Origin of the sequence: Mesorhizobium sp. M1307 (assembly GCF_040318155.1) — a bacterium.
In the GTDB taxonomy this organism is placed as follows: Bacteria; Pseudomonadota; Alphaproteobacteria; order Rhizobiales; family Rhizobiaceae; genus Mesorhizobium.
The window spans coordinates 125,412-147,402 of sequence record NZ_JAMYLR010000006.1; the positions used below are offsets into that span (position 1 = coordinate 125,412).

Here is a 21,991-nt window from a genome sequence, read left to right on the forward strand (position 1 = left end):
CATGGCATCGGACACTGCCGTCGGGCTCCGCGTCGAACGAAGACCGAAGCTTTCGGAAACCGTCGTCGCGGCGATCCGCAAGCAGCTGCAGGCGGGCGAGATCCAGCCTGGGCAAAAGCTGCCGACCGAGGGCCAGCTGACGGAAACCTTCGGGGTCAGCCGCACCGTGATACGCGAGGCGCTGGCCAAGCTTGCCGCGGACGGCCTGGTCGAGCCGCGCCAGGGCGCCGGCGTTTTCGTCACCGAACATATCTCGACAGCGTTCGGTGCTCTGGCAGCGGAGATGGGCAGCAAGGATTCGATTGCCCTCAACGTGCTCGAAGTCAGGTTGGCGATCGAGATCGAATCCGCCGGGCTCGCCGCCATCCGGCGCAACGCCGCGCAGGAAGCGGCAATCCAGGAAGCCTTTTTCGAGTTCGAACGGCTGCTCCTCAACAGCGAGCCGACTGGACCGGCCGACCTTGCCTTCCACCGCGCAATCGCCAGCGCCACCAACAATCCGTTCTATGTCGAGATGCTCGACGTGCTCGGCCGGCGCGCCATTCCTTGCGATGTGACCTCGCCCTGGTCGACCGAGTTCGCACAGTCCGACGCCTACCAGCGCGGCCTGCAGCGCGAACACCTGATGATCCTCAACGCTATCTCGGCAGGCGATGCCGAAGCGGCGCGGGAGGCGATGCGCGCGCATCTCGGTGCCAGCCAGCAGCGCTATCGCGAGCGCCTGCACGCGCGCCAGATTTTTTATGCCGACTCGGTCAAGGCCGCGGCAACCGAATGAGCAATTGAGGCAGCCCCATGGGACAGCAATGAATCACACCGACAATCATACCGATTTCACCTCCCGCTTCGCCATCGACCCTGTTTCTGCCGCGGTGATGGGCACGGACGAGCTGCGACACAATTTTCTCATCGAAGGCCTGTTCCGGCCCGGCAGCATCAGCCTGACCTACACCCATTACGACCGCATGATCGTCGGCGGCGCCATGCCCGCCGGCACACCGCTGCCGCTGCAGGCGATCAAGCCGACCGGGACCAAGAATTTTCTCGACCGCCGTGAGATGATCATCGTCAACATCGCCGGGGCAGGCGTCGTGCAAGCCGGCGGTCAATCCTACGAGCTGCAGGCACGCGACATGCTCTATCTCGGCATGGGCACCGATGAGGTGTCGTTCGCTGCGACCAATCTGGCTGAGCCGGTTAAGTTCTACCTGCTCAGCGCGCCGGCGCATCAGAGCCATCCCAACCGGCTGATCCGCATCGGCGATGCCAAGCGGCTCGATCTCGGCAGCCAGGCAACCTCCAACGAGCGCTCGATCTTCCAGTTCATCCATGCCGATGGGGTAAAGACCTGTCAGCTTGTCGTCGGCATGACGCAGCTTGCCTCCGGTTCGGTCTGGAACACCATGCCATGCCATGTGCATGACCGGCGCATGGAAGCCTATCTTTATTTCGATCTGCCGGAGGCGGCGCGGGTGTTTCATTTCATGGGCGAGCCGGACGAAACGCGCCATCTCGTCATGCGCAACGAGGAGGCGGTGCTGTCGCCGGGATGGTCGATCCATTCGGGCGCCGGCACCTCCAACTACGCCTTCATCTGGGCGATGGCCGGCGATAATGTCGACTATACCGATGTCGACCTGGTGGCGATGGAGGAGCTCAAGTGAGCGATCTCTCGGCCTTCAGCCTTGCCGGCAAGCGCATCCTCGTCACCGGCGCCAATACCGGCATCGGCCAAGGCATCGCCGTGTCGATCGCGCGCGCAGGCGGCGCGGTCGCCGGCGTCGGCCGGTCGGCGATGGACGAGACGGCGGAGAAGATTGCGGCTGTCGGCGGCCGCTTCGAGGCGGTCCTCTGCGACCTTGGCGACGATGCCGCCGCCCAGGCGATGCTTGACCGCGTCTGGGCGGATACGGGGCCGCTCGATGGCCTGGTCAACAATGCCGGCATCATCCGGCGTGCCGACGCGGTCGACCTCACCGAAGCCGACTGGGACGGCGTCATGGGCGTCAATCTCAAGACGGTGTTCTTCCTCAGCCAGAGTTTTGCCAGGCGCGTGCTTGCCGAATCTGGACGGCGTGGCAAGATCGTCAACATCGCTTCGGTGCTGAGCTTTCAGGGCGGCATTCGCGTCGCCTCCTACACCGCCTCCAAACACGGCGTGCTCGGCATCACCCGCCTGCTGGCATGTGAATGGGCGGCAAAGGGCATCAACGTCAACGGCATTGCGCCGGGCTATATCGAGACCAACAACACCGAGGCGCTGCGCACCGATCCCGACCGCAGCGCTTCGATCCTGGCGCGCATTCCGGCCGGCCGCTGGGGCGCGCCGGAAGACATCGGCGACGCAGCCGTCTTCCTGCTGGCGCCGGCGTCCAACTACATGCACGGCGCGGTGGTGCCGGTGGACGGCGGCTGGCTGGCACGATGAATAACAAAAGGTGAGAGTTTGGCGATGACCGGAACCAAAATCTTCTCGCATGCCGGCGAGGCTGCGTGGACGCCGACGCCGGATGGCAACCGCAGGCGCGTGCTCCTGCACACGGATGAGCTGATGATGGTCGAATTCGGTTTCGACAAGGGTGGCGTCGGCGCGCTACACTCGCACCCGCACGTCCAGGCGAGCTATGTCGCCGAAGGCCGCTTCGAAGTCACCATCGACGGCAGGACCGAGATCCTGGAAACCGGCAGCAGCTTCATCGTTCCTTCCAACCTTGTCCATGGCGTCAAGGCGCTGCAGGCGGGACGGCTGGTCGACAGCTTTACGCCGCACCGCGCCGATTTCCTCGACTGAGCTGCGGGCCTGAAGATCAGGTAGCCGGTTCTCGGAACGAAAAAACCCGCGCCTCCGGAGAGACGCGGGCGTGTTGCCTGGGCGCTTGTGGCGCCGCGGTACTCAAAACATCACCGCAGAACCTGAACCTGCCGAATGATGGTGAAGATAGGATTAACCGCTCCGAAGCGGTGCGATATTCACAGTCAAAGCGAATAGGGGCTGGAACGACGGCCTCATATCGGCCAATGAGTGAGAAGTTCGCCTCAGGCGGTGCCGCGGACAGGATCAGAGGGGTCGATAAATGTTCGAATCTGCTGTCCAGGCAATCACCTGGCGATTCGCCGGGGAATTTCGGCAGGTCGTATCCCCGAAAGTTCTGTAATGCAGGTAGCAGCGAGCATCCCGACAGAGGATTCCAAGCGGCGCGTCCTCAGGGATGTATTCGGCTTCGATGACTTTCGTCTCGGCCAGGCGGCCGTGATGGAGGCGCTACTGGCCGGGCATCATGTGCTGGCTGTCATGCCGACCGGCGCCGGCAAATCGCTCTGCTACCAGGTCCCGGCGCTGGTGCTGGGCGGGCTCACCATTGTCGTTTCGCCGCTGGTGGCCCTGATGCAGGATCAGGTCGCCGCATTGCGCCTTGCCGGTGTGGCGGCCGATACGATCAATTCCTCGCTCGACCGCGATGCCAATGTCGCTGCATGGCGCCGCGTCGCGGCAGGCCAGACGCGCTTGCTCTATCTTGCACCGGAGCGGCTCATGACGGTGCGAATGCTCGAGGCATTGACCAAGCTCGATGTCCGGCTGATCGCCATCGACGAGGCACATTGCATCTCGCAATGGGGACCGGCGTTCCGGCGCGAATACGAAGAATTGTCACGGCTGCGCGGCATCTTCCCCGATGTGCCGATCATTGCACTAACGGCGACGGCGGACGAGGCGACGCGCACCGACATTGCCGCGCAACTGTTCGACGGGCGCGTCGATACCGTGGTGCTCGGCTTCGACCGGCCGAACATCAAGCTAGGCATTGAGCCCAAGCAGGACAGCAAGCGCCAACTGCTCGGCTTCGTGCAGCGCCATGCGGGCCGCAGCGGGATCGTCTATTGCCTGTCACGCAAAAAGACCGAAGAGATGGCGGCGTTCCTCGAGCGCAGCGGCGTACGCGCGCTCGCCTATCATGCCGGCATGAGCAAGGACGCGCGTGAAGCGAATCAAAACGCTTTCATGACCTTGTCCGGCGTGGTGATGGTGGCGACCATCGCCTTCGGCATGGGGATCGACAAGCCGGACGTCGCCTATGTCTTCCACACCGACCTGCCGGGCAGCTTGGAGGCTTATTACCAGGAAATCGGGCGCGCGGGCCGCGACGGGCGGGCGGCCGAGGCACATATGCTGTTCGGTCTCGGCGATATCCGCATGCGCCGGCTTTTCATCGAAGACGAGGACGCACCGGCTGAGCACAAAAGGCGCGCGCATGGCCGGCTCGAAACGCTGATCGGTTATTGCGAGACGACGCAGTGCCGCCGCCAGATTCTGCTTGGCTATTTCGGCGAAAACGCCTCGCCTTGCGGCAATTGCGATAATTGCCTTGATCAGGCGCCGCATGCGGATGGCGAGGCGGAGGCGCGGATCATCCTGGCGGCGATCGCACAGACCGGCGAGCGCTTCGGCGTCGCCCATGTCGTCGATGTCCTGCTCGGCCATGAGACCGAGAAGGTCCTGGACAGGAACCACCACAGGCTTGCCAGCTTCCGCACCGGTGTGGCGCATAAAAAGAGTTTCTTGCTGTCGCTGCTCCGCCAGCTCGTAGCGGGAGGGTTCCTGACATTGGACTCAGCCGGCCATGGCGGCCTCGCCATTGCCGAGAAGGGCCGTGCGCTGGCCCGGGGCGAGGCCTCGTTCCGGTATCGCGTGGACGCGCGCCAGTCGTCGCGAGGCAAGATACGTCCTGAGCATACCGCAGCAGGCACGGAAGGTCTGGATTCGGCGCTGCTGGCCGCGCTCAAGGCTGTACGGCTGCGTCTTGCCCGGGAACGCCAGGTGCCGGCCTTCGTGATCTTTTCGGATCGTACACTGATCGATATGGCCGAACGCTGCCCGCGTGACCTGAACGCCTTCGCCGCGGTCAACGGCGTCGGCGCCGCCAAGCTCAAGGATTTCGGCGAGATATTCCTCGGCGCGATCGCTGCGCATCAATCCGCTGGATCGATCTGAAGATATGTCGCTCTTCGCCAACGTTTTGCTGGAACAGCAGACTACCTTGCTGGTGCCGGCCAAGTTCCAGTTATAGTTATAGTTATAGTTATAGTTATAGTCTTGGACGGCATTCAGGGAGGTGCAATTGAGTGGAAGCCCGGTATTAAGGTGCGATTCCGTTTTCGTGTTGCCAAGATGCTTGCCCTTGAGAAGGTCGAACATGAGTTTGAGATCAGTGGAAGGACTGCCACGCTGACGGGCCTTAACAAGGAGGAGCTTATCTCCGAAAGCTATTGGTTGGTCGTCGGAGTGAGTGGTTTTAAATCTGAGGAGGAAGCCAAGGAATTTGGGCAAAAGCTTAAGATAGCCACCTCAATTTCGTCCCTGTTTGTAAGATTAGGCATAGATGTTGGGCACGACCGCGGTTCGGGTCAGATGAGTGCAGACATTCTCGCCGCAATGAAAGCAGTAGATGGAAAGGACCGTCGCTCTGATGTCCATGGAATTGACGTTTATGTGGATGACGGGACAGTGGGCCTGTTCAAAGTGTCTGCGACAGGCGTTGTGCGCACGCAGCCCGATCCCTTTCTGCCTAACATTGGCCAACTGATTATCGATCAGTCTTTAAAGCTGCCAGACTCCTTTGAAAAGGCTGTCCTCTTGTTGAATGCGGCATTTATGAATCCGGAGCCTCTCGCGCAATTGGTTTTGGCACTCTCGACCGTTGAGGGCCTTGGCCAACAAGAGGAATGGAGCCTTGGACAAAAGCAACTTATCACGCATGCGGCTGAGGTGGCTAAAAGGGACACAAAACTATCGCAGACTGAAACAGAGGAAGTCGTGAAAACGATCATGAACCACTCGCATCGTCTAAGCCTTCGCCAAGGTGTACTTAGAGTGCTGGAAAAGTCGGGTCTCTCAGATTTGAAAAAGGAGTGGGACGACGTTTATGGATATCCCAGCGTGATATTTCACGAGGGGAGAGTTGGACCGAACGCTGAATACTCCGCCTTCGCCAATCGAGCGGTGGCTCTCTGCGGCCATATCATCCTAAAAAACCTCGAACCTCATCTCAAAGGGGCCGCTGACATGGCTGATAGTTATTTTCCGATCCAGAAAGCGACTTGATCAATAATCGGGATGAGGAGGCTTGCGATCAGCGCTCTCCAGTGCACGAGCCTGCTCAGCCGACACGCCAAATTTGGATGGCCTTTTGGGTTATTGAAACGCTTGTCCATGTAAGAGCGGTGAATATCACAATCAGATAGATTTGCGTCAAACGCCAGCGAGCCAAGTGTGTGCGACCCATCGACAACGCTTCGAAATACTCTTCTCGCCCGTCAATAACGATCTGCGAGAAGATTGCCTCGAAGGCTCGCCTGGAGAATACAGCCCGCAAGAGGCCAACTAGGCGTTCGGCTGGAGCGCGATCGAGTTTGATACGAGGCTCGGCGAGGAATTCGGTCGCAATGTTAATGTGAAAATCAACTGACGTGATCTCGTCAGGCCGTCCACCCTTTAGTCGCAAATTGGCTGGCTTTAAGTCCCGATGTAAAGCGCTCAGAGCGTTGACGCGAATATGAAGCTCAAGGTTTTCTGCTGCAATCCTTTGTCGATCCCGAATTAGGAAGATAGCGGAGACAAGTGCCGCTCCCATCACGACCACAAACAATACCAACTGCGCGACCTCCACAACTCGAACTGAGGGCACACTATTAGTCGAAACAACGAAGGCCATAGCGAAGGCGACCACTGCAACGGCTGCGACGATTCCCCTAATCCATCTCATGCCGGTGCCCCCAAGGCAAAAGCAGCTTCAGCAGCCTGCCTAGCTCTCAAGACGCGCTGACCAAGAGCGGTGATCGAGTAGACTCGACGCGCCATTCCCGGTTCATTAGGATTGCGGATTGCGCGCGAAGTTACGAAGCCTTTGGCCATCATGCGATCAAGTGTGACATAGACCGTACCGCGCTTCAGCACAGCAGAGGCACGCACCATCTCCAGACCGTATTTCTCGCCGGATCGGAGCAGTTCCAAAATCTCGTGCTCGATGTTCGATAGTCTCGGCAAATCGTTCATGGGCAGACTTCCTCAACACCCAAAGTAACAAGTTGTAAGAGTGAGTCTTACAAAACGAAAGCCTCTCCGTCAATCAAATTGAACCTCGCAACGAGGCGGTCCAGATGAAGGCGAAGGCCGAAGCGGAGAAGGCTATGAGAATCATCGGCCCATGGAGGGCGATTCGCATGTAGCAAGCGAGCTGCGGGCGCTCGTTCAGGATCGCCAGGCGTTGCAGACCTCGGCGGCTCGACCCGCCGTCGCTCCGCGCTCGGCCGTCGAACTGCGAGCCCGTGCCGAGGCGATCCGTCAGGCCCGCGAGCGCGCGCAGGAGGAGCAACGAGAGGCTGAAAGAAAACGGCAGGCGGCGGAAGAGGCGCGCGCCCGCCGTATTCGGCTCGATGCGCTCTCGCGGCGCGGCGAAAGCGTCTGGCGTGAGGTGGAGAGCGAGATCGAACGCCGCAACCCTCCCGGCTACGATGAGGCCGCCAGCCTTCTGCTCGACCTCAAGGCAATTGCCGAGGAATGTGGCACGACCCACGATTTTGCTCGCAGGCTGCAGGCGGTCCGCGATCGGCATATCCATAAGAGGCGTTTTATCGAACGGCTAAGAGACGATTAGCACCGGCTTCGTCTCGCCGCTGCAATCGCAGCCTCCTGCTGCCGCAAGTGCTCGATCTTCGCACTCTGGCGGGCAGCTACGGTCGAGGCGACACGCTGCCCTCCCAACAGCCAGCCCGGAATGTTGGTGTGGACGACTTTGCCACGAGCGATGGCTGTCGCCGACATTTCGTCGGCGACAGCGCCGATCGCCACGTTGAGCTCGACGCAACTCATCTTGTCGTATTTCGCAGCATCAAAGGATGCCGGCAAAGGCGATGCGCAACTTCCGACAAACATGAGGCTGCATATCAGAGGCGTGGCCGTGGAGATCGCCTTCATTCCCTTATCAAGCACATTGATGCCGGACGGGCGGATTTTCGGAGGGTTCTCGATCTAGGGCCGCGAAGCACTCGCGAGGTTCCGCGTAACTGAAGCATGTGACCTCTACAATACTCTGTGCTGACCGACCTGTTTGTCTTCAAAGAATTCCGAGAGAGCCGCTGCCGTCTTGTCGGGGTGCTCTTCCGGGAAAAAGTGCCCGCCTTGGACAGCGCGTCCTGCCACTCTGTCGGCCCATTTCCTCCAGATGGCCAGCGGCCCGCCTTCTCGCGCATACCAGTTCTCCAGGGCGCCTTCGCCACTCCATAGCGCCAGTAGCGGACAGTCGATGCGACGACCGTTTGCGCGGTCCAACGCGTCATGTTCACGATCGATCGTCGCAGCGGCGCGATACTCTTCGCAGATGGCATGAATATGCGCGGGATCGCGAAGCGCATCAACATAGGCGTTCCGGACCTCTTTGGAGACCATTTTCGCTGACGATCCCCACTGCGTTATTGCATCGTCGACGACAGCATCGGGAGCCGCGCCGATCAGACGCTCCGGCAGGGGCTCCGGCTGGGCAAGAAGGTTCCAGGGCCAGAAGCCAAGCGCCAGTCTGGCATCCGCCCGATCCCATGTTGCGGCGGTGGGGATGATGTCGAGGACGGCGATTTTGAGCACTTTGTCGGGATGGTCCAGCGCCAGGCGATAGGCAACCCGCCCGCCGCGATCATGCCCGGCAATCATGAACCGCTCAAACCCTAGTTGCTTCATGGCTTGAACCATGTCGCCGGCCATGGCGCGCTTGGCGTATGGGCTATGATCGGCAGAGGAAATCGGACATCCGCTTTGCCCATAGCCTCGAAGGTCGGCGGCGACCACCGTGAAGCGGGGCGCCAAGGCTGCGGCGATATCCCTCCACATCAGATGCGTTTCTGGAAAACCGTGAAGAAGCAGCAGCGGCGGACCGGTGCCTCCGACCCTTGCGAAAATCGTCGTATCGTCCAGTCGTAGGCTGGTGGCTCTGAAACCTGCAAACACCGTCAGCTTTCTCCGCGCCCTTAGGAAAGCTCCCTAAGGGCGCTAACGGCCGCCTGAGGCGAAAACCCCGGCCGCGATGGCCAGGGTTCAAGCCGGCCAGTTGCTAGAATCGAAACCAGACCCAGACGCGCCTGCGGAAGCACCGCCTGCGCCGATAGCCGTTTCGCCAGTAAACGCGACAGACCCTTCTCCAAGCGCGCCGGCGGCGCCGGCGCGGCCGGTGCCACCGGCGATGATAGACTGGTTGCAACTCTGCTTGAGTTTCGTCGTCGTCGAAGGTCTCGACATCCGGCGCCTCGAGTTCATCGAGAATGCCGCTTCTGGCAGTTGGAACGCCGGCCACTGCGTTGATTGGCCGAACTGTGCTTGCAAGGGCCGCGGCCCCGGCAATGCCAAACATTCCTGTCAAAAATAGTCGCCGATCCATGGAAACCTCCCAGTCTTCAACCAGCGATAGAACAAGCTAACGATGGGGAGATAGCGCAGTCGGTGCAGACGCCTAGTGCCGCACGGCTATTAGCGGTGGTCCGGTCGGCCGGAGGGTGTTGCCTCGTCCTCGAAGTGGGATGGCTACCTCGATCGACAAACACCCGGAGCTTTTTGAATTGATGGCGGGCCGAAAACAATGAAGATCGAATGAGGTCTACGCCATAGCCACGCAATTCACGCTACTCGCGGTGCAAGGAGGCTTGACTGCCATCCTACCAGAAGGTAGGTAAAAGCATGAGCAACTTGTCTACCACCTCTGACGACATCCTGGCTTGTGCACGTTCACTGATCGTGGCTGGCGGCTACAACGGTTTCAGTTATGCCGACATTGCTGAAGTGGTCGGGATCCGTAAGGCGAGCATTCATCACCATTTCCCAAGCAAGGTCGATCTGGTTCGGACGCTGGTTGCGCGGTATCGCGAAGAAACTGAAGCGGGGATGGCAAATGTCGAACTTCACGAATCCGATCCGCTCGAACAGTTGCGGATCTATGCCGGGTATTGGGAAGCCTGCATCGCGAACGCCAGCGCCCCGTTTTGTATCTGCGCGCTGTTGGCAAGCGAGCTCCCCGTGCTGCCCGAGGAAGTTAGCCTTGAGGTCCGGGCGCATTTCCGCTCGCTGTCAGGGTGGCTTACATCGGTGATGGAGCGCGGCGTGCGGCACGGCCAATTTCGACTGATGAGCACCCCTCGTGCCGAGGCTGAAGCGTTCATGGCGACCGTTCACGGCGCGATGCTTTCAGCACGGGCCTATGGCGATCCGAAGATATTCGGCGTCGTGACAGGCCCGCTCCTGGAGCGGCTCCGCGCTTCCCCCCGGATGCGGGCCTAGATCTCAACTAACCATAATAGCAATCACTCTGCGACATTCGTCGAGAGCCCTACCTACTAGTCGAAAGGATGATCCAATGACGATTCACGATGGCGATCTTTCCCGCGCCAGCCAGGAACAATGGCTCAAGCTCTATTACTTCGCTCGGACGGCATTCTCGGCTGTCTGGGTGGCGGCTGCCTTTATGGTGGGACAGCATTCCGGGGTGGTCGCGGCGGTTTTGCTCGTGGCTTATCCTGCATGGGATGCCCTGGCCAATTTTGTCGACGCATCGCGCAGCGGAGGATTGGGACAGAATCGCACCCAGACCATCAACGTCGTGGTCAGTGTGGCGACAACGCTCGCGGTCATTGTTGCGCTGAAGATGAGCATGAATTGGGTGCTCGGCGTGTTCGGCCTATGGGCGATCCTGTCCGGCCTGCTTCAACTCGGCACCGCCGTCCGCCGTTGGAAGAGCTCTGGTGCGCAGTGGGCGATGATCCTGAGCGGAGGGCAATCAGCACTGGCAGGCACGTTTTTCATCGCGCAGACGCGGATGCCGATGCCGCCATCGATCTCCAACGTGGCCGGCTATGCCGCAGTAGGCGCCCTGTATTTCCTGGTTTCGGCGGTGTGGCTGAGCGTGAGCCAATTGCGGCGGAAGGCTGCATAGCGTGCCATCTTAAGCCATTACCGGCGCGATGAGAGATGCTGTTACCTATGGGTCCGGAATGGACACATTCCGAAGTGGCGGAGAGGGAGGGATTCGAACCCCCGATGGGCTTGCACCCATGCCGCATTTCGAGTGCGGTGCATTCGACCACTCTGCCACCTCTCCGCGGTCATGGTCCGCCGTTGCCGGCGCGGCGCACTAGATAACGGCTGGACAGGCAGGTTACAAGGGCCAATCTGCCCCGGCGCCGCAGCTTCTGTCCATGCTTCTTCGAGGCTCCGGTGGCCGTTGCTCGATATTTGCAAGGTCTGGGCTTAACCCATTCGCAGCTTGCCCGCGGCGCTTGCCTTGACTCAAGCCGGACCTTCGGTTAGGGACAGCGCGCAATCGGCGTGGAGGGGTCTTCCGCGCCGCTTGTTTTTTGAACCCGCAGACTGACAAAAAGACGGCCGAACCGCCTGAAGCGGTTCATCAAGGCCGACCGAACAGCGAAAGGCAAAAAATGTTCGCAGTCATCAAAACGGGCGGCAAGCAGTATCGCGTTGCCGCCAACGATCTCCTGAAGATCGAAAAACTCGAAGCCAATGTCGGCGACATCGTCGAGATCGGTAATGTGCTCGCGCATGGCGAAGGCGAAAACGTCACGTTCGGTGCGCCGTTCGTGGATGGTGCGATGGTCACCGCCGAAGTCGTCGAGCAAGGCAAGAACCGCACCGTCATCGCCTTCAAGAAGCGCCGTCGGCAGAATTCGCGCCGCAAGATCGGCCATCGCCAGCTTTTGACCACCGTCAGGATCGCCGAAATCCTGCTGGGTGGCGCCAAGCCGGCGAAGAAGGCCGCCGCCAAGACCGAAGCCAAGGCCGAGGTCGCCGCCAAGACCGAGGCGAAGGCTGAAGCCGCGCCGAAGGCAGCAGCGAAGGCAGAGGCTGCGCCGAAGAAGGAAGCCAAAGCCGAGACGACCGAGGACAAGGCTGCCGAAGCCGCCGCGCCGTTGTTCAAGGCGCCGAAAGGCGAGCCGGACGACCTGACCGTGATCAAGGGCATCGGCCCGGTCGCCGCCGGCCAGCTCAACGAACAGGGCATCACCACCTTTGCCCAGATCGCCAAGCTGTCCGACAAGGACGTCGCCAAGATCGACGAGCACATGCCGTTCAGCGCCGACCAGATCAAGGACTGGCGCGAGCAGGCCAAGGAATTGGCGAAGAAGTAGAACGAACCGGCGCAATCGTCGCCGGATCGGACTTGAAACGGAACGCGAACGCGTTCATAAGATCGTTTAGGCGCCTCGCGGCGCATCGGAGTAGTTAGATGGCACACAAGAAAGCTGGCGGATCGTCGCGCAATGGTCGCGACTCCCATTCCAAGCGGCTCGGCGTGAAGAAGTTCGGCGGCGAAGCCGTGATTCCGGGCAACATCATCATTCGTCAGCGTGGCACGACGTGGCATCCCGGCACCAATGTCGGCATTGGCACGGACCACACGCTGTTTGCGCTCGAAGCTGGCGCAGTCACCTTCAACAAAAAAGCCAATGGCCGAACCTACGTATCGGTGAACCCGATGACGAAGGCAGCGGAGTAGCCGGTTCCGCACGAGAACACCGGCACCCATCTCGGGAACCGGTGTCTGGCCAAGCCAGGAAATGGATCAGGGGAGATGGGTTTCCATCTCCCCTTTTTCTTGTGCCTGGAGGACTTTGATATGGTTGCCGAAGCGGAAGCGACAGACGACGAAAGTTACGCGATAGATTGCCCGGTCCTGATCACCGAGCGGCTAGTCATGCGGCCCCCGCGTGAGAGCGACATCGAGCAATTGGTGGCGCTCGCCGACAACCGCCATGTCGCGGAAATGCTGGCTCGCATGCCGCATCCCTATGGCGAGGCGGAGGCACGCGCTTTCCTGGCCATGACTGCATCGCGCCGGGCCGGAATCGCCTATGCGTTGACGCTGGCCGGCACCGAGACCTTCGTCGGCTGTGCCGGGCTCAACACCACGGATCGTGGGCTGGAGCTCGGCTACTGGATCGGCGAGCCGTACTGGAAACGCGGCTACGCGACGGAGGCAGCGCACGCACTGGTCGACCTTGCCTTCCAGAGAACCACGATCCAGGTGCTGCACGCCTCGACGCGGGTTATCAATCCGGCCTCGCGCCGGGTCATCCACAAATGCGGCTTCCAGTATGCCGGCCAGGGCATGCTGAACTCGATCGTTGCCGGTCAGGTGCCGGTCGAGCGCTACCGTCTCGATCGCAAGACCTGGACCAGCCTGCGGAACTGGGTGCATTTTTGATGGATGCGGCTCACGTCATCTCGAGCCAGACCGGCAAGTGATCCGAACCGGCCGCTTGCCGGTCGACCCACAGGCGCCTCAGCGATTTGGCAAGCGAGGCGCTGGTGAAGACGTAGTCGATGCGCTTGTAGCGGCTGGTATCGCCCGGCCGCTTGGGGTCGACCCAGGTGACGAGATCGGCGCCGGCGGCGCCGAGGCGCGTGGCAGCATCGATGGCGAGGTCGGCGGTCACCGGCATGCCGAATTCATGGTCAGGCTGGCCGGCGAGTTCGACATGTTCCGGCGATCCAGCCAGCATGTTGAAGTCGCCCATGACGACGAAGGCGTCGGGACAAGGCAGGTCCGGCAAGCCGATCTCGGCGACGCCGGAGAGCCCGCCGCCCTCGAGCGGGTATTTCAACAGACGCTGGCGCAGAAAGCGGATCTGGCTCAGGCGTTCAACCGGGCTGCGGTGGTCGAGATGGGTGGAATAGAAGCGGATCGGACCAAGCGGCGTTTCGATCAGCGCCTCCAGCGCGCCGCGCTGGAAGTTCATCGCCTCGACACTGCGGCTGCGCGGCAAAAGGAGATTGCGCGACAGATGGATCGGCGTCCTCGACAGCACCATGTTGCCGAGCTGGAAGGTGGTCGTGATGGCGCGGCCGTTCTCCAGGCGCGAGCCAGCGTCGGCTTCGAAATTGCTGCCGTAGACGGCAAAATAGTCGGGCAGCGCCTCGCCGAGGTCGGCCACCATGTCGCGGCCGCCATTCTTCGGGTTAGCGCGGGTGACCTCCTGCAGCGCGATCACGTCGGCGCCGCGCACGGCATCGGCGATACGGCCGATATCATAGCGGGCGTCGAGGCCGACGCCGTAGTGGATATTGTAAGTTACCAGCTTCATTCCGACATCTCGCGCTTGGAAAGCCGAGGATCGATTTTTCGGCAAGGGTCAACCAAATGGTACGCGTCCAGAGCTACGCGCGACGTTACAGTAGCAAAAACGGCCCTCGCCCTTCGACCCGCCTTGGTTTAGAGCAATCCCGCAAAGCCAATAGCAGAAACCATACAATCCGATGAAATTTCTCGATCAAGCCAAGGTCTACATCCGCTCCGGCGACGGCGGCGCCGGTTCGGTGTCGTTCCGGCGCGAAAAGTTCATCGAGTTCGGCGGCCCGGACGGCGGCGACGGCGGTCGCGGCGGCGATGTCTGGGTCGAGGCGGTCGATGGGCTGAACACGCTGATCGACTATCGCTACCAGCAGCATTTCAAGGCCAAGACCGGGACGCACGGCATGGGCCGCAACATGACCGGCGCCAAGGGTGCCGACGTAACGCTGAAAGTGCCGGCCGGAACACAGGTCTTTGCCGAGGACAATGAGACGCTGATCTGCGATCTGACGGTCGTCGGCCAGCGCTTTCTGTTGGCCAAGGGCGGCAATGGCGGTTTCGGCAACCAGCACTTCAAGACCTCGACCAACCAGGCGCCGCGCCGCGCCAATCCCGGACTGCCGGGCCAAGAGCTCAACATCTGGCTCAGGCTGAAGCTGATCGCCGATGCCGGCCTTGTCGGGCTGCCCAACGCCGGCAAGTCGACCTTCCTGGCGGCGGTCACCGCGGCCAAGCCGAAGATCGCCGACTATCCCTTCACCACGCTGCATCCGGGCCTTGGCGTGGCCCGCATCGACGGTCGCGAATTCGTCATTGCCGATATTCCGGGCCTGATCGAAGGCGCGCATGAAGGTGTCGGCATCGGCGACCGCTTCCTTGGCCATGTCGAGCGCACGCGCGTCCTTCTGCACCTCGTCTCGGCGCAGGAAGAAAATCCGGGCAAGGCCTACAAGACCGTGCGCGCCGAACTCGGCGCCTATGGAAACGGGTTGACCGACAAGGTCGAGATCGTCGCGCTTTCCCAGGTCGACATACTCGATGCCGCCGCGCGCAAGGCGAAAGCCGCCTCGCTGAAACGCGCCGCCGGCCGCGCGCCGATGCTGCTTTCCGCCGTCACCGGCGAGGGCGTCGAGGCGGTGCTGCGCGCGCTGATGGGGGTGGTGGCGGAGGCACGCGAAGCCGTCGCCGCGCCGGTCGAGACGCGCTGGAACGCATAGCCATGGCCGCGCAATCGCTGAAAAATTATCGGCGCATTGCCGTCAAGATCGGCTCGGCGCTGCTTGTCGACCGCACGACGGGCCTGAAGCGCGACTGGCTGGCCTCGCTTGCCGACGACATCGCCGTGCTGGCCAGTGGCGGCGCCGAAATTCTCGTCGTGTCTTCCGGGGCGATTGCACTCGGCCGCACCATCCTCGGCCTCGGCAAGCGGGCGCTGAAGCTCGAGGAGAGCCAGGCTGCTGCTGCCGTCGGGCAGATCGCCTTAGCCGGCGCCTGGTCGGATGCGCTCGGCAAGAATGGCTTGAAATCGGGCCAGATCCTGCTGACGCTCGGCGACACCGAAGAGCGCCGCCGCTATCTCAACGCGCGGGCGACGATCTCGACACTGCTCAAGATGAAGGCGGTGCCGGTCATCAACGAGAACGATACGGTGGCCACCTCCGAAATCCGCTATGGCGATAACGACCGGCTGGCGGCGCGCGTCGCCACTATGATGGGCGCCGACCTTTTGGTGCTGCTCTCCGACGTTGACGGGCTCTACACGGCACCGCCGGCGCGTGACCCGCAAGCTCGATTCATTCAGGTCGTCGACCGCATCACTCCCGACATCGAAGCGATGGCGGGTGCCGCTGCTTCGGAATTGTCGCGCGGCGGCATGCGCACCAAGCTCGACGCCGGCAAGATCGCGACCGCCGCCGGCACCGCCATGATCATCACATCGGGCACGCGGCTGTCGCCGCTGCTGGCAATCGAGCGCGGCGAGCGTGCCACCTTCTTCCGGCCGAGCGCCAATCCGGTCAAGGGCTACAAGACCTGGATCGCCGGGCAGCTCGAACCTGCAGGACGGCTGACCGTCGATGCCGGCGCCATCGGCGCGCTGCTCTCCGGCAAGTCGCTGCTGCCGGCCGGCGTCAAACTGGTCAGCGGCAATTTTGCGCGTGGCGACACGGTGGCGATCCTGTCGCCCGAGGGCCGCGAGATCGCGCGCGGGCTGGTTGCCTATGATGCCGCCGATGCCGTAAGGATCGCTGGCCTGAAGACGGCCGAGATCGAAACCGTGCTCGGCTACGAGGCGCGTTCGGCGATGATCCACCGCGACGATCTTGTGGTGAGCCATGCCGGTGGCGAGCAAGTAGTCGGTGACCAGGTTACATAGCGGAGGATGAGCCATGCTGACGCTGCATGAAAAATCCCGGGATGATACCGTGGCGCTGATGGCCGATATCGGCCGCCGCGCGCGTGCCGCGGCCCGCCCGCTGGCCATAGCTGCGGCCGAGCGCAAGCACGCGGCGCTGTTCGGCATGGCTCAGGCGATCCTTCGGCATGAGCAGGACATCCTCGACGCCAATGCCATCGACATCAGAAATGGCAGGGAGGCTGGCCTATCGGCAGCGTCGATGGATCGGCTGAAGCTCGATCCCGCCCGCATCCGCGCCATGGCAGACGGTATCAGCGAGATCGCCGGGTTACGCGATCCGGTCGGCGATGTCATTGCCGCATGGGACCGGCCGAACGGGTTGCATATCGAACGGGTGCGCACGCCGCTCGGCGTCGTCGGCGTCATCTATGAGAGCCGGCCTAACGTGACCGCCGATGCCGGCGCGCTCTGCCTCAAGGCGGGCAATCCGGTGATCCTGCGCGGCGGCTCGGATTCGGCGAATTCTTCCGCCGCTATCCATGCCTGCCTGGTCGAGGGGCTGAAGGCAGCCGGGCTGCCGGAGGATGCCATACAATTGGTGCCGACCACCGATCGCGCCGCCGTCGGCGAAATGCTGAAAGGACTTTCCGGCAATCTCGAGGTCATCATTCCGCGCGGCGGCCGCAGCCTGGTCGAGCGTGTGCAGAACGAGGCACGGGTGCCGGTCTTCGCGCATCTCGAGGGCATCTGCCATCTCTATATCGACCGATCGGCTGATCTCGACATGGCGGTCAAGATCGCGGTCAATGCCAAGATGCGGCGCACCGGGGTGTGCGGTGCTACCGAGACGCTGCTGGTCGACCGTGCCGCCGCCGGCACGCACCTGGTGCCGATCCTCGAGGCCTTGCGGGCGGCAGGCTGCGAGATCCATGCCGATGCCGAGGCGCTGAGGCTATATGCCGATGCCCAGCCCGCGACCGATGCAGACTGGGTGACCGAGTATCTCGATGCCATCATTGCGGTGAAGCTGGTCGACGGCATTGGCGGCGCCATCGAGCATATCGAGACGTTTTCCTCGCATCACACCGAGGCGATCATCGCCGAGGACGCCACAGCGGTCGACCGGTTCTTCAACGAGGTCGATTCGGCGATCCTTCTGCACAACGCCTCGACCCAGTTTGCCGATGGCGGCGAGTTCGGCATGGGCGCCGAGATCGGCATCGCCACCGGCAAGATGCATGCACGCGGGCCGGTCGGCGTCGAGCAACTGACCTCGTTCAAATACCGCGTACGCGGGTCGGGACAGGTGAGGCCTTGAGCGCCGGTCTTACCCTCCCCCTTGTGGGGAGGGTGGCGAGCATCGCGAGCCGGGTGGGGGTGCGACGCTGAACTCTGCAACACCCCCACCCCGCTCCGCTTCGCGGATCGACCCTCCCCACAAGGGGGAGGGTAAGGAATCCGTATCCTCCCACTATCTGCACATGCCGCATGCCGGGAAAGGCGTGGCGGTCGGGCTGTTCGGCGGTTCGTTCAACCCGCCGCATGCCGGCCATGCGCTGGTCGCCGAGATCGCACTCAGACGCCTTGCGCTCGATCAGCTGTGGTGGATGGTGACGCCCGGCAATCCGCTCAAGAATGCCGGAGACCTGGCGCCGCTGGCCGAGCGGCTGCAGCTATCCGAAAAGATCGCGAAGAACCCGAAGATCAAGGTCACCGCATTCGAGGCGGCCCACCGCGTCCGCTTCACCGCCGACACGCTGGCGCTGGTCAAGGCGCGTAACCCGGGCGTCGATTTTGTCTGGATCATGGGCGCCGACTCGCTTCGCGACTTCCACCGCTGGCAGCGCTGGCGCCGCATCGTCATGACGTTCCCGATCGCGGTGGTCGACCGGCCAGGTGCGACGCTGTCGTTCCTGTCGTCGGTGGTCGCCAAGACCTTCGACTATGCTCGCGTCGACGAGGGCGACGCACCGCGGCTCGCCCGCATGACGGCGCCGGCCTGGACCTTCATCCACGGCCCGCGTTCGTCGCTGTCGTCGAGCGCGATCCGCAAGGTGGCAAAGGGATAGGAGCCTCCTTTTCCCCTGTACAAGGGGAGAAGGCAAGTCCGGTGATGTCGCTTTTGCCGCTGCCTTGACCTGCTTGATGGGCGATCCTCGGTCATGACGATTCTCGAGCGCGACCAGGACAAGAACGGTCTACGGCAGCCGGCGCCGTCGATCGCCATTGCCAGCATCCTCTTGTCGATGGCGCTGATCGCCGTCGGCAATGGGCTGATGTTCGCCTATATCCCAGTCCGGCTCGGCGCCGAGGGCTTCGATCCGACATGGGCGGGGCTGATCGTCACCGGCCTTTCGGCTGGCGGCCTTGCCGGCTGCATCCTGACCGGGCCGCTGGTGCGGCGTGTCGGCCATGCCCGCGTGTTCATGGTGCTGTCGGCACTGATCGTGCTGTCCAACGCCGCGGTCGGCGCCGGGCCGCACCCATTGCCATGGATCGCTGCACGAGCGCTCTACGGCTTTGCCATATGCGGCCTGTTCATTGTCGCGCAGAGCTGGCTGAACGATGTCGTCGCCAACGCCATCCGCGGCCGGGTCATGGCTATCTTCTACGTTGCCTATGTCGCCGGACTCGGCGTCGGCTACTCGACGCTGGCGTTGATCGATATCCGCGCGGCCGACGCGCCGCTGATCGGCATTGCCTTCACCGCGCTGTCGATCCTTCCCGTCGGGCTGACGCGGCTCGCGCAGCCACCGGCGCCGCAAGCGGCTTCCGTGGCGCTTAGCCGCGCCTGGCGGATCTCCCCGGTCGGCGTTGCCGGCATGCTTGCCGTCGGCGGCCTGTCGATGACGATCTCGGGCTTTGCGCCGATCCATGCCACAGCCAAGGGCTACAGCCAGGCCGACGTCGCCTTGCTGCTTTCGGCAATGCCAGTCGGCACGCTGATCCTGCAGATCCCGCTCGGCTGGATTTCCGACCGCACCGACCGGCGCTTTGTGCTGATCGCGGCGTCTGCGCTTGCCGCCGCGGCGGGCCTGTTTGCCCTCGGTTTCGACGGCGGCGCGCTGGCGGCGCTGCTCGTCATCTATGTGGTCTGGGACGGCGCCTCGGAATCGATCTATTCGCTTGCCAGCGCCCATGCCGGCGACCGCGCCGGCAAGGACGACATGGTGGCGCTGTCGAGCTCGCTTTTGTTTGCCTGGTCGCTGTCCGGCTTCGTCGTACCCGGCATTGTGACCGGACTTTCCGCCGTCTACGGCACGCAGGCCTTCATCTATGTGGCAATCGTCATTGCCACCGCCTACTGCCTGTTCGTTCTCTGGCGCGTCGTCATGGTCCGGCCGGTGCCCGCCACCGAGACCGGCAGTTTCGCGCCAATGACGGCGCAGGCGCCGCTGCCTGTCGATCTCGCCTTCGCGCCCGAAGATCAGCGCCGGCGCGAAGGACTTTGAACACCCTCCAGCTGGTTTCAAATGCTCTATTGCCGCGTGGCCGAGGCATCCGGCTGAGGCGCTTTCGGTGCCGGCGCCGGGACCGAAAGGCCCTCGGCATCGAACGCCTGCTTGACGCTCTTGGTGAGGTCGATCTGGGCGGCGAAGAAATCGGCAGCCGCCGTCCAGTAGCGCAAGGTGATGGCGACGGTGCTGTCGCCGACAGTCGCGACAAAGGCGATCGGCGCCGGCTGCCGCCTGACGCGCCGGTCGGCGGCGGCGACACCGAGCATGGTCTTCTGCGCAAAATCGATGTCGTTCCAGGAGCCGATGCTGAGCGTGATGTCGCCGCGGCGCACACCGTTGCGGGTGAAGTTGCGGACCGGCTGGTTCCACAGGGTCGAGTTGGGTGCAAGCACGTAGACGCCTTCGACCGTCCTCAGCGTTGTGGCAAACAGCCCGATCTCCTCGACGGTGCCGGATATCGCGCCGACTTCGACATATTCGCCGATGCGGAACGGCCGCAGCGCCAGGAGCATGATGCCGGCGGCAATGTTCTGCAGCGTGCCTTGCAGCGCCAGGCCGATGGCCAGGCCGGCGGCACCGATAGCGGCAATGATCGAAGCCGTCTGCACGCCGAACTGGCCGAGAACCATGATCACGACCAGTCCCAGGATGGCGTAGCGGACGACCTGCGAGAAGAAATGGCGGAGCGTTTCGTCGAAGCCGCTGATATGGCCGAGGCCGGCATAGATCGAACGCTCGGCGAGGCCGGCGACGATGTAGCCGATGACCAGCAGGATGACGGCGCCGACCGCCGAAAGCGAGTAGGAGACGATCAGCGTGCTGAGTTGCGCCAGGCCGGATTGCACGGTGAGGAGGGCGTTGTGGGGATCGATCGGCATGTCGGGATTCCGGTTCGTGGATGAGCCGATAACCGCTGCGGGGCGAGGCGGTTCCGATTTTCTGGCCCGAAAAGCCGGATATTCGGCCGCTGCCGGGTGCCTGCTTGCGAGCGGTGTCTTGAAACTGCAACCTAACTCTGCCTATCTAAGCAGTGTCACCTGATTTCAGAGGTGATTTGGTTGTTCTTGCTGCGAAAGGAAATACACTGAGAACAGCACTGCGGAAGAAGGCCGACATCGTGCCTTCGCCGGCCGGGATCAGCGTAAACGACGCCGTGTCCCGCGCCATCAAGACAGTCCTTGCCAGTCTGGAAGACTCCAAGGCCGAAAACATCGTCTCAATCGACATTCAGGGGAAATCGAGCCTCGGCGACTACATGGTCGTCGCGTCTGGCCGATCGCACCGTCATGTCTCGGCTGTTGCCGATCATCTCCTTAAGGCGCTCAAGGATGCCGGGCTCGGCACTGCGCGCGTCGAGGGGCTGGCTGGCGCCGACTGGGTCCTGATCGATTCGGGCGACATCATCGTCCATGTCTTCCGTCCCGAGGTCCGCGACTTCTACAATCTCGAAAAGATGTGGCAGGCGCCCGATCTCGAGGAGGAGACCCTCCACTGAGCCGTATTCGTCTTGATGCATGTCGTTGTCCGACATGCATCAGCGGCTCTTCGAGGCAGGGATGAAGATTACGGTTCATGCCGTGGGCCGAATGAAAGCCGGCCCCGAGAAGCAGTTGGCCGACCGCTATTTCGAGCGTTTTGCCAGGAGCGGTCCTGCCGTAGGCCTCGAATTCGCCGGGATCGTCGAGATTGCCGAAGGTCGCGCGCAGACGGCCAATGAGCGCCGGCGCGAGGAAGGCCAGAAGCTGCAGACGCACTTGCAACCGGGCACGGCGCTGATGCTGCTGGATGAGCGCGGCAAGAACCTTTCCTCCGAGGATTTCGCCGGCCGCATAGGTTCGCTGCGCGATGGCGGGCGCAAGGCGCTGGTGATCGCCATTGGCGGCGCCGACGGCCATGACCAGTCACTGCGCGACCTGGCTGATCTGACGGTGTCGCTCGGCGCGCTGACCTGGCCGCATCAGCTGGTCCGCGTGATGCTGGGCGAGCAGCTTTACCGGGCGGCCACGATCCTTTCCGGTCACCCCTACCATCGTTCATGAAGTCGGCTCCGTCGGCGA

At 62.5% G+C, this 21,991-nt stretch carries 25 protein-coding genes and 1 tRNA gene; 18 read left to right on the forward strand and 8 right to left on the reverse strand.

The genetic code is table 11. From position 1 onward, the window contains the following. The first annotated feature begins 1 nt into the window (after position 1). The 6 genes from NKH16_RS10265 (at position 2) to NKH16_RS10290 (ending at position 6,100) form a co-directional block, all read left to right on the forward strand. Entirely contained in the window at positions 2-778 is a 777-nt protein-coding gene (locus NKH16_RS10265; protein WP_352618125.1) for a FadR/GntR family transcriptional regulator, read from the forward strand. Positions 779-806: 28 nt separating this feature from the next. Then, positions 807-1,664 carry a 5-dehydro-4-deoxy-D-glucuronate isomerase gene (kduI, locus tag NKH16_RS10270; protein ID WP_352742909.1) on the forward strand — a complete coding sequence of 286 codons (858 nt, stop codon included), beginning with the start codon at positions 807-809 and terminating at the stop codon, positions 1,662-1,664. Further along, positions 1,661-2,428, forward strand: coding sequence for a 2-dehydro-3-deoxy-D-gluconate 5-dehydrogenase KduD (kduD, locus tag NKH16_RS10275; RefSeq protein WP_352742910.1), 768 nt, complete (start codon positions 1,661-1,663; stop codon positions 2,426-2,428). Before kduI ends, kduD begins: the two co-directional genes overlap by 4 nt. Before the next feature lie 24 nt (positions 2,429-2,452). After that, positions 2,453-2,791, forward strand: coding sequence for a cupin domain-containing protein (locus NKH16_RS10280; protein ID WP_352450889.1), 339 nt, complete (start codon positions 2,453-2,455; stop codon positions 2,789-2,791). Positions 2,792-3,154: 363 nt separating this feature from the next. Then, entirely contained in the window at positions 3,155-4,990 is a 1,836-nt protein-coding gene (gene recQ / locus NKH16_RS10285) for a DNA helicase RecQ (RefSeq protein ID WP_352742912.1), read from the forward strand. 102 nt (positions 4,991-5,092) lie between these two features. Further along, positions 5,093-6,100 (forward strand): hypothetical protein, encoded by a 1,008-nt coding sequence (locus NKH16_RS10290; protein WP_352899204.1) that lies wholly within the window; start codon positions 5,093-5,095, stop codon positions 6,098-6,100. Positions 6,101-6,155: 55 nt separating this feature from the next. On the opposite strand, the gene NKH16_RS10295 is transcribed toward NKH16_RS10290, so the two are convergent. The 5 genes from NKH16_RS10295 to NKH16_RS10315 form a co-directional block, all read right to left on the reverse strand. Then, a complete protein-coding gene (locus NKH16_RS10295; RefSeq protein WP_352743013.1) occupies positions 6,156-6,761 on the reverse strand; it encodes a hypothetical protein in 606 nt (201 codons plus the stop codon). Then, entirely contained in the window at positions 6,758-7,051 is a 294-nt protein-coding gene (locus NKH16_RS10300; protein WP_352742916.1) for a PadR family transcriptional regulator, read from the reverse strand. Before NKH16_RS10300 ends, NKH16_RS10295 begins: the two co-directional genes overlap by 4 nt. A 73-nt stretch (positions 7,052-7,124) precedes the next feature. Further along, positions 7,125-7,616 (reverse strand): hypothetical protein, encoded by a 492-nt coding sequence (locus NKH16_RS10305; protein ID WP_352742917.1) that lies wholly within the window; start codon positions 7,614-7,616, stop codon positions 7,125-7,127. A gap of 32 nt (positions 7,617-7,648) precedes the next feature. Continuing rightward, positions 7,649-7,903 (reverse strand): hypothetical protein, encoded by a 255-nt coding sequence (locus NKH16_RS10310; RefSeq protein WP_352742919.1) that lies wholly within the window; start codon positions 7,901-7,903, stop codon positions 7,649-7,651. 174 nt (positions 7,904-8,077) lie between these two features. Beyond that, positions 8,078-8,995 (reverse strand): alpha/beta fold hydrolase, encoded by a 918-nt coding sequence (locus NKH16_RS10315; protein WP_352742921.1) that lies wholly within the window; start codon positions 8,993-8,995, stop codon positions 8,078-8,080. Positions 8,996-9,718: 723 nt separating this feature from the next. Between NKH16_RS10315 and NKH16_RS10320 the strand changes: the two genes are divergently transcribed. Next, the gene (locus NKH16_RS10320; protein WP_352742923.1) at positions 9,719-10,315 is read left to right on the forward strand and encodes a TetR/AcrR family transcriptional regulator; all 597 of its coding nucleotides are present in this window, start codon (positions 9,719-9,721) and stop codon (positions 10,313-10,315) included. 76 nt (positions 10,316-10,391) lie between these two features. Next, positions 10,392-10,967 carry a DUF308 domain-containing protein gene (locus NKH16_RS10325; RefSeq protein ID WP_352742924.1) on the forward strand — a complete coding sequence of 192 codons (576 nt, stop codon included), beginning with the start codon at positions 10,392-10,394 and terminating at the stop codon, positions 10,965-10,967. 75 nt (positions 10,968-11,042) lie between these two features. Here the strand turns inward: NKH16_RS10325 and NKH16_RS10330 are convergent. Beyond that, positions 11,043-11,132 (reverse strand) — tRNA-Ser (locus tag NKH16_RS10330). A 337-nt stretch (positions 11,133-11,469) separates the two neighbouring features. On the opposite strand from NKH16_RS10330, the gene NKH16_RS10335 reads away from it, so the two are divergent. From NKH16_RS10335 to NKH16_RS10345, 3 genes are all read left to right on the forward strand, one after another. Beyond that, positions 11,470-12,177 carry a 50S ribosomal protein L21 gene (locus tag NKH16_RS10335; RefSeq protein ID WP_352450883.1) on the forward strand — a complete coding sequence of 236 codons (708 nt, stop codon included), beginning with the start codon at positions 11,470-11,472 and terminating at the stop codon, positions 12,175-12,177. A 98-nt stretch (positions 12,178-12,275) separates the two neighbouring features. Beyond that, positions 12,276-12,545, forward strand: coding sequence for a 50S ribosomal protein L27 (gene rpmA, locus NKH16_RS10340; RefSeq protein ID WP_023678077.1), 270 nt, complete (start codon positions 12,276-12,278; stop codon positions 12,543-12,545). Between the two features lie 120 nt (positions 12,546-12,665). Continuing rightward, positions 12,666-13,253 carry a GNAT family N-acetyltransferase gene (locus NKH16_RS10345; protein WP_352613307.1) on the forward strand — a complete coding sequence of 196 codons (588 nt, stop codon included), beginning with the start codon at positions 12,666-12,668 and terminating at the stop codon, positions 13,251-13,253. Between the two features lie 10 nt (positions 13,254-13,263). Here the strand turns inward: NKH16_RS10345 and NKH16_RS10350 are convergent, their stop codons facing one another. Next, positions 13,264-14,133, reverse strand: a complete 870-nt coding sequence (locus NKH16_RS10350) for an endonuclease/exonuclease/phosphatase family protein (RefSeq protein ID WP_352683292.1) — start codon at positions 14,131-14,133, stop codon at positions 13,264-13,266. A 172-nt stretch (positions 14,134-14,305) separates the two neighbouring features. Between NKH16_RS10350 and obgE the strand changes: the two genes are divergently transcribed. From obgE to NKH16_RS10375, 5 genes are all read left to right on the forward strand, one after another. Beyond that, positions 14,306-15,337 (forward strand): GTPase ObgE, encoded by a 1,032-nt coding sequence (obgE, locus tag NKH16_RS10355; RefSeq protein ID WP_352742925.1) that lies wholly within the window; start codon positions 14,306-14,308, stop codon positions 15,335-15,337. A gap of 2 nt (positions 15,338-15,339) precedes the next feature. Next, positions 15,340-16,494, forward strand: a complete 1,155-nt coding sequence (gene proB, locus NKH16_RS10360; protein ID WP_352504903.1) for a glutamate 5-kinase — start codon at positions 15,340-15,342, stop codon at positions 16,492-16,494. A gap of 13 nt (positions 16,495-16,507) precedes the next feature. Continuing rightward, entirely contained in the window at positions 16,508-17,794 is a 1,287-nt protein-coding gene (locus NKH16_RS10365) for a glutamate-5-semialdehyde dehydrogenase (RefSeq protein ID WP_352899213.1), read from the forward strand. A 163-nt stretch (positions 17,795-17,957) separates the two neighbouring features. Then, positions 17,958-18,545, forward strand: coding sequence for a nicotinate-nucleotide adenylyltransferase (locus tag NKH16_RS10370; protein WP_031212055.1), 588 nt, complete (start codon positions 17,958-17,960; stop codon positions 18,543-18,545). 93 nt (positions 18,546-18,638) lie between these two features. Next, the gene (locus NKH16_RS10375; protein ID WP_352742927.1) at positions 18,639-19,928 is read left to right on the forward strand and encodes an MFS transporter; all 1,290 of its coding nucleotides are present in this window, start codon (positions 18,639-18,641) and stop codon (positions 19,926-19,928) included. A gap of 26 nt (positions 19,929-19,954) precedes the next feature. Here NKH16_RS10375 and NKH16_RS10380 read toward each other — a convergent pair whose 3' ends face one another. Next, complete coding sequence (locus tag NKH16_RS10380; protein WP_352742928.1) at positions 19,955-20,812, reverse strand: mechanosensitive ion channel family protein; 858 nt, start codon at positions 20,810-20,812, stop codon at positions 19,955-19,957. 239 nt (positions 20,813-21,051) lie between these two features. Here NKH16_RS10380 and rsfS point away from each other — a divergent pair, with 239 nt between their 5' ends. Together rsfS and rlmH are read left to right on the forward strand one after the other, a co-directional pair. Next, positions 21,052-21,429: a ribosome silencing factor gene (rsfS, locus tag NKH16_RS10385; RefSeq protein ID WP_023678068.1), complete on the forward strand. Its 378-nt coding sequence runs from the start codon at positions 21,052-21,054 to the stop codon at positions 21,427-21,429. Positions 21,430-21,490: 61 nt separating this feature from the next. Then, complete coding sequence (gene rlmH / locus NKH16_RS10390; RefSeq protein WP_023678067.1) at positions 21,491-21,973, forward strand: 23S rRNA (pseudouridine(1915)-N(3))-methyltransferase RlmH; 483 nt, start codon at positions 21,491-21,493, stop codon at positions 21,971-21,973. Positions 21,974-21,991: the final 18 nt, after the last annotated feature.

What these genes read in the sequence shown, in the direction of transcription:
- NKH16_RS10300 (WP_352742916.1), bottom strand. Translation starts at nt 7,051, where the DNA reads ATGAACGATTTGCCGAGACTATCGAACATCGAGCACGAGATTTTGGAA.
- NKH16_RS10375 (WP_352742927.1), top strand. Translation starts at nt 18,639, where the DNA reads ATGACGATTCTCGAGCGCGACCAGGACAAGAACGGTCTACGGCAGCCG.
- NKH16_RS10265 (WP_352618125.1), top strand. Translation starts at nt 2, where the DNA reads ATGGCATCGGACACTGCCGTCGGGCTCCGCGTCGAACGAAGACCGAAG.
- NKH16_RS10350 (WP_352683292.1), bottom strand. Translation starts at nt 14,133, where the DNA reads ATGAAGCTGGTAACTTACAATATCCACTACGGCGTCGGCCTCGACGCC.
- NKH16_RS10370 (WP_031212055.1), top strand. Translation starts at nt 17,958, where the DNA reads ATGCCGCATGCCGGGAAAGGCGTGGCGGTCGGGCTGTTCGGCGGTTCG.
- NKH16_RS10320 (WP_352742923.1), top strand. Translation starts at nt 9,719, where the DNA reads ATGAGCAACTTGTCTACCACCTCTGACGACATCCTGGCTTGTGCACGT.
- NKH16_RS10325 (WP_352742924.1), top strand. Translation starts at nt 10,392, where the DNA reads ATGACGATTCACGATGGCGATCTTTCCCGCGCCAGCCAGGAACAATGG.
- NKH16_RS10280 (WP_352450889.1), top strand. Translation starts at nt 2,453, where the DNA reads ATGACCGGAACCAAAATCTTCTCGCATGCCGGCGAGGCTGCGTGGACG.
- recQ (WP_352742912.1), top strand. Translation starts at nt 3,155, where the DNA reads ATGCAGGTAGCAGCGAGCATCCCGACAGAGGATTCCAAGCGGCGCGTC.
- NKH16_RS10335 (WP_352450883.1), top strand. Translation starts at nt 11,470, where the DNA reads ATGTTCGCAGTCATCAAAACGGGCGGCAAGCAGTATCGCGTTGCCGCC.
- proB (WP_352504903.1), top strand. Translation starts at nt 15,340, where the DNA reads ATGGCCGCGCAATCGCTGAAAAATTATCGGCGCATTGCCGTCAAGATC.
- obgE (WP_352742925.1), top strand. Translation starts at nt 14,306, where the DNA reads ATGAAATTTCTCGATCAAGCCAAGGTCTACATCCGCTCCGGCGACGGC.
- NKH16_RS10295 (WP_352743013.1), bottom strand. Translation starts at nt 6,761, where the DNA reads ATGAGATGGATTAGGGGAATCGTCGCAGCCGTTGCAGTGGTCGCCTTC.
- NKH16_RS10345 (WP_352613307.1), top strand. Translation starts at nt 12,666, where the DNA reads ATGGTTGCCGAAGCGGAAGCGACAGACGACGAAAGTTACGCGATAGAT.
- NKH16_RS10380 (WP_352742928.1), bottom strand. Translation starts at nt 20,812, where the DNA reads ATGCCGATCGATCCCCACAACGCCCTCCTCACCGTGCAATCCGGCCTG.
- rlmH (WP_023678067.1), top strand. Translation starts at nt 21,491, where the DNA reads ATGAAGATTACGGTTCATGCCGTGGGCCGAATGAAAGCCGGCCCCGAG.
- kduI (WP_352742909.1), top strand. Translation starts at nt 807, where the DNA reads ATGAATCACACCGACAATCATACCGATTTCACCTCCCGCTTCGCCATC.
- rpmA (WP_023678077.1), top strand. Translation starts at nt 12,276, where the DNA reads ATGGCACACAAGAAAGCTGGCGGATCGTCGCGCAATGGTCGCGACTCC.
- NKH16_RS10305 (WP_352742917.1), bottom strand. Translation starts at nt 7,616, where the DNA reads ATGGATATGCCGATCGCGGACCGCCTGCAGCCTGCGAGCAAAATCGTG.
- NKH16_RS10365 (WP_352899213.1), top strand. Translation starts at nt 16,508, where the DNA reads ATGCTGACGCTGCATGAAAAATCCCGGGATGATACCGTGGCGCTGATG.